Source organism: Coprococcus sp. AM97-35, assembly GCF_027697525.1.
Taxonomy (GTDB): Bacteria; Bacillota; Clostridia; order Lachnospirales; family Lachnospiraceae; genus Allocoprococcus; species Allocoprococcus comes.
Window position 1 is genome coordinate 313 of the sequence record NZ_JAQESL010000052.1, and the last position, 4,759, is coordinate 5,071.

The window sequence follows — 4,759 nt, forward strand, 5'->3', positions numbered from 1 at the left end:
TAGCGGAACCATGAATCTGTATGAACATCAAAGCACTTTTAACCCAAACATGCCGCTTCGCGGAGTCTTTTATTTCTCCCGGTTATATGAAGGGTATGTTGCAGATAATAATCTGATGATCTACCATGAAAAAAGAGTCCGGCTTCCAAAGCCGAAATATATTGTCTTTTACAATGGTACAAAAAACCAGCCAGATTCCATGGAGTTAAAGCTTTCAGACTGCTTTGAAAATACAGATAACGAAGCACCTTGCCTGGAATGCACCGCAACCATGTTGAACATCAACTATGGTCACAATCAGGAGCTGATGAAGCACTGCAGAAGGCTTAAAGAATATTCCATATTCGTCCAATGTGTCAGGGAATATATACAATCGGAACCTTCTGTGGAAGATGCATTAGAAAAGGCAATTGATACCTGTATTAATCAGGACGTGTTGGCAGATTTTCTCAAGAAACATCGAGCGGAGGTGACGAATATGATCCTGACGACATATGACAAAGACTTATATGAGAAAACCTTGAAGGAAGATGCCAGAGAAGAAGGTAGGGAAGAAGGGCTTATGGAAGGACGTGCTGAATTAAATGAATTTAAACTACTAAACAAATATCTCCTAAAAGCCAAACGCTACAGCGACCTCGAACGCGCTACCGAAGATATCGAATATCAAAAGAAACTATTAAAAGAATTTGGCATTGAATTGAATGGAACTAAGTAATTTATCTACGTTCTGCCAAACGGAGGTGACAAATATGATCCTGACGACATATGATAAAGACTTGTATGAAAAGACTTTGAAAGAAGACGCAAGAGAGGAAGGTTTTAAAGAAGGCTTTAAAAAAGGCTTAGATGAAGCACGTGCTTTAAACAAATGTCTCCTGAAAGCCAAACGCTACAACGACCTTGAACGTGTTGCCAAAGACATCGAATACCAAAAGAAACTATTAAAAGAATTTGGCATTGAATAAAAACTAAATAACCCTTACCCCTATCCCGTGACTGATCACCGTCTAAGATGCAGTGCATCTCCCCAATATCAGTCACGGGATCTTTTTGTCCGGAAAATCCCTCTCCCTCACCGCTATAACCAGATTGCTCCTTTTCTATGCGCTCCCCACAATCTATACTTTTTGCACTTCCATCACATTATTTCCCACTTTTACTTCTATTCTAATATCCCAATACATATAGTAGAGTCAGACACAAATATTACGCACTCCTACAAATCATGATGTTGGGGTAAAAGGTATTTTGCCCCCTTTGATACCAGATTGCTACGTGCTTTGCACTCTCGCAATACTCAAAAGCATTCGTAGTCCGCTCATTTTTCTGTGAAAGATGGCTACTTACTCATGTTTTTGGCGGATCAAGAGGTCAAAAATCCTCTTGCAAGCAAGCTTGCATCGGCTTTCTGACATTTTGACCCTGATATCAAATCATTATATTATTACAAAAACATGACTATTTCTTGTTATAACTTAAAAAAGTTAATATTTTTCGTTATTGGTAATGATTCACGTAATGCTTTGTCAGATACAATACCTATATAAGATAAAAAAGTCTAAATAATTAGGAAGGGCAGATGAAAACTGACATGAATAAAAAGCAAAAAAATACAAGAACTTTTTTAATAAAAATCATGGATCAGCAGAACGGTACCTGGCAGGGCAGCGTTACTTGGGTGGAAGAGCAGCGAGAGCAGCATTTCCGCAGTGCCCTTGAATTATTGAAGCTGATAGACGGAGCACTTGATAACAATTATGAAGTCAGAATAGAGGAATAGAAGGAGGACGCCATGAAAAGTAATACAAAGAAACGTTTAATAGCATTCATGCTTTGCATGGTATTAGTGCTTAGCAGTACGATATCAGCATTTGCTGATGATTTGGATACGCAAGCCCAGGATCAGACCACTACAATGGCTGAACCTACAACAGAAACACAGGAAACTGCGGAAAATAAAGCACAGACCGAACATCCTGCAGCCGAAACTCCTGCACAGAATACAGAAGAAGCCGCACCTCAGACAAATGATAACCAGTCTGAAGTAGCTGAGCAGCCAACTGTCTCTTCCGAAGAAAACAACGCATCGAACGAAACAGTTGAATGCGAAGCAACTCAGTTAAAACAGGAAGTTGATAATGGAAATGATACAAAAACTACTGTAGTTGCTGATATTCCAGCCGGTGCATTTCACGCACATGCTTCTGAAATCACAATGGAAGTAAAGAGATTATCTACAGAAGATGTAGATGATGCAGTAATCGTTAAGTTAATCAAAAACGCATTAACAACCAATACTTCTCTTAGCAACTATGTATTATATGATGTGGTTTTCAAAGTAAATGGCGTTGAAACAGAACCTTTGAAAGCTATCGATGTAAACTTCAAAGGCAGCGGACTGAAAGTGAAAGATACAAAAAAAGCAACTGCTTTCTATTTCGCTCCTGCAAAATCAGAAGATGGGATTGAAGAAGATCTTCTGGTAGAACTTCCACAGAGAGAAGACAAGATCAAAGAACTCCTCGATGCCGGAACAGATAAAACCAGGGAACAGATTGAAGACGAATTCGATTTTTCAGAACTCAGTGTAAAAGACGAAGTTGCTGATGAACTGAAAATGGAAGTTCGTAAGAATCAGGTTTATGGATGTTATGTTGTAGAAGATAAAGTAACTCAGCCCGAATCCAATGATGTAGTAAATGAAGCAAATGATACATTAAATTCAGCAGTAATGGCTGCTTCTGATACTGTAACACTTGAACAGTCTTACGGTAAATTGGTTGCTACCTATACCGGTAACTCTACAAATATTAAATATGTATGGTATAGAAAAATCAACACTGGTGACTATCAGCTTCAAAAGCCAAAAGAATATACCGGAACTAATGGTGTAAGTCTTGGATCTGATATCAAGGATAACGAACTTTATATTGCCCTTAATGGTGGCGCACTCGGCACACAAGGTGATGGTTCTAATAACCCATCAGTTTCCTACTATGTAGCAGCATATAAAGCTGGTGATGTAAAGACAGATGGCTCACCAAAAGATGGAAAAGCACCTTTAGCAACAAGTCCTCAAAAGGAAGTAACCGAATATTATCAATTGCAAAACGGTAGTTTCGAGACACCGAAAGTTACTGATTACCATATCAATACAAACAACTGGCAATTTTCCAATGAAAATTACAAGAGACAGGGTGGCGTATGGCAGACAACCGGAACTGCCACTGCAAATACTCTTTACTCTGATTCAGAAGGTGCTGATATCGAAATTGTAACAACAAAAACAAAAAACTCTACTGGTCAATTAACAAACAGCAGTTTATCAGGCTATAGTTGGCACGGAGCAACAACTGCAGTAGATGGTACTCAGTTTGCCGAACTTAACTGTCAGGCTGAAGGTTCTCTTTATCAGGATGTACTTACTACTCCTGGCGAGACATTAAATTATCAGTTCTCACACAGGGCAAGAGGAAATTCCTCTTCTGAAACTGAAAATGATACCATGTCTGTTGTTATAATGCCAACACAAACAGCGATTGATAACGGAGTCACAACACAGGCAAAAGTAAATGAAGTAATTGCGAATCCTACTGCTTATCCTGGAACAATGGTTAGAACAGTTACCAGTGATGATCTTTCATGGCATACGTATACTGGTAGTTATTCCGTAACAACCCAAGGACAATATTCTACAAGATTTTTCTTTGTAGCAGGAAATACCGCATCTAACGATCCTACTGTAGGAAACTTTCTTGATAATGTATTCTTTACCAGAGATAAATTAACCCCGGTACAAGGAACTGCAAATGTTACTTTAACAAAAACCATTTCCGGATTGGAATATGCAACAGCATACAATCTTGCAAAAACATTAAAATTCACAATTGGGAAAAAAACAATTTCCGGCACTGATTTAAACTGGGTATGGAGTAATGATGGTAAGACATACACGGGATCGATTGTATTGTCATTAAAAGAACTTGAATGTGGTACTAATCTGAAAGTAGAAGAAACATCAACTGGTTCTCTGGATGTAACTGGATACACCAGATCAAGTTCTGTTCAGATTGATAATGGCAGTACAACTTCCTCAACATCTGGAACTCTTTCAATTAGCACAGGTGAAACCAAAACAGTTGCATTTACCAACGCTTATGTAGCTAATGGTGGTTCCGGAGACGAACCTGAAAGTACTCTTTCACATGAAAAGTATATCAAGAGAAATGATGATGGCACATATAATATTACCTTAAATGCTTCTGGTACTGTTGGCACAAAAACGAACAAGAAAAATGTTGATATTGTACTTATTGTTGATACATCTGGAAGTATGGATGATTCAGATAGTAACAGCGGTGTTGCTAAATTAGTTTCTACACGAAATGCAATCAAAGCATTAATCGATGCATTTAATACCAAAAGCGATACCGTTGACACCAGATACAAATTGGTAACATTTAATACTTCTGCTACAACAAATACGCGTAGTTGGACAGATGGTAATACTCTTTATAATACCTACATAAAGAAGCTTACAGCTGGCGGTGGAACCAATTATGATAAGGGTTTATCCTATGGTGGTACAGCTATTACAGACGGTAGTAGAACAGATGCCGAAAAAATAGTAATCTTCCTTACAGACGGTCAACCAACATATTATGGAGATAGCCCTTCAAACTGTGGAATTCACACAAGTAAAGCAACGTTAAATGCCGCCAAAAATTCAGCAAAAACTTTATATCTGATTTTTGAT

Annotated in this window: 4 protein-coding genes; all 4 read left to right on the top strand. The window is 38.2% G+C overall.

The annotated features are described in order from the left end of the window. Positions 1-718 (top strand): hypothetical protein (locus tag PG840_RS16335; protein WP_270613887.1); only part of this gene is annotated, 718 nt, incomplete at its 5' end. A gap of 34 nt (positions 719-752) precedes the next feature. Continuing rightward, the gene (locus PG840_RS16340; protein WP_270613888.1) at positions 753-968 is read left to right on the top strand and encodes a hypothetical protein; all 216 of its coding nucleotides are present in this window, start codon (positions 753-755) and stop codon (positions 966-968) included. 614 nt (positions 969-1,582) lie between these two features. Next, positions 1,583-1,783: a hypothetical protein gene (locus PG840_RS16345; RefSeq protein WP_008371181.1), complete on the top strand. Its 201-nt coding sequence runs from the start codon at positions 1,583-1,585 to the stop codon at positions 1,781-1,783. Positions 1,784-1,795: 12 nt separating this feature from the next. Then, positions 1,796-4,759 (top strand): vWA domain-containing protein (locus PG840_RS16350; RefSeq protein ID WP_270613889.1); only part of this gene is annotated, 2,964 nt, incomplete at its 3' end.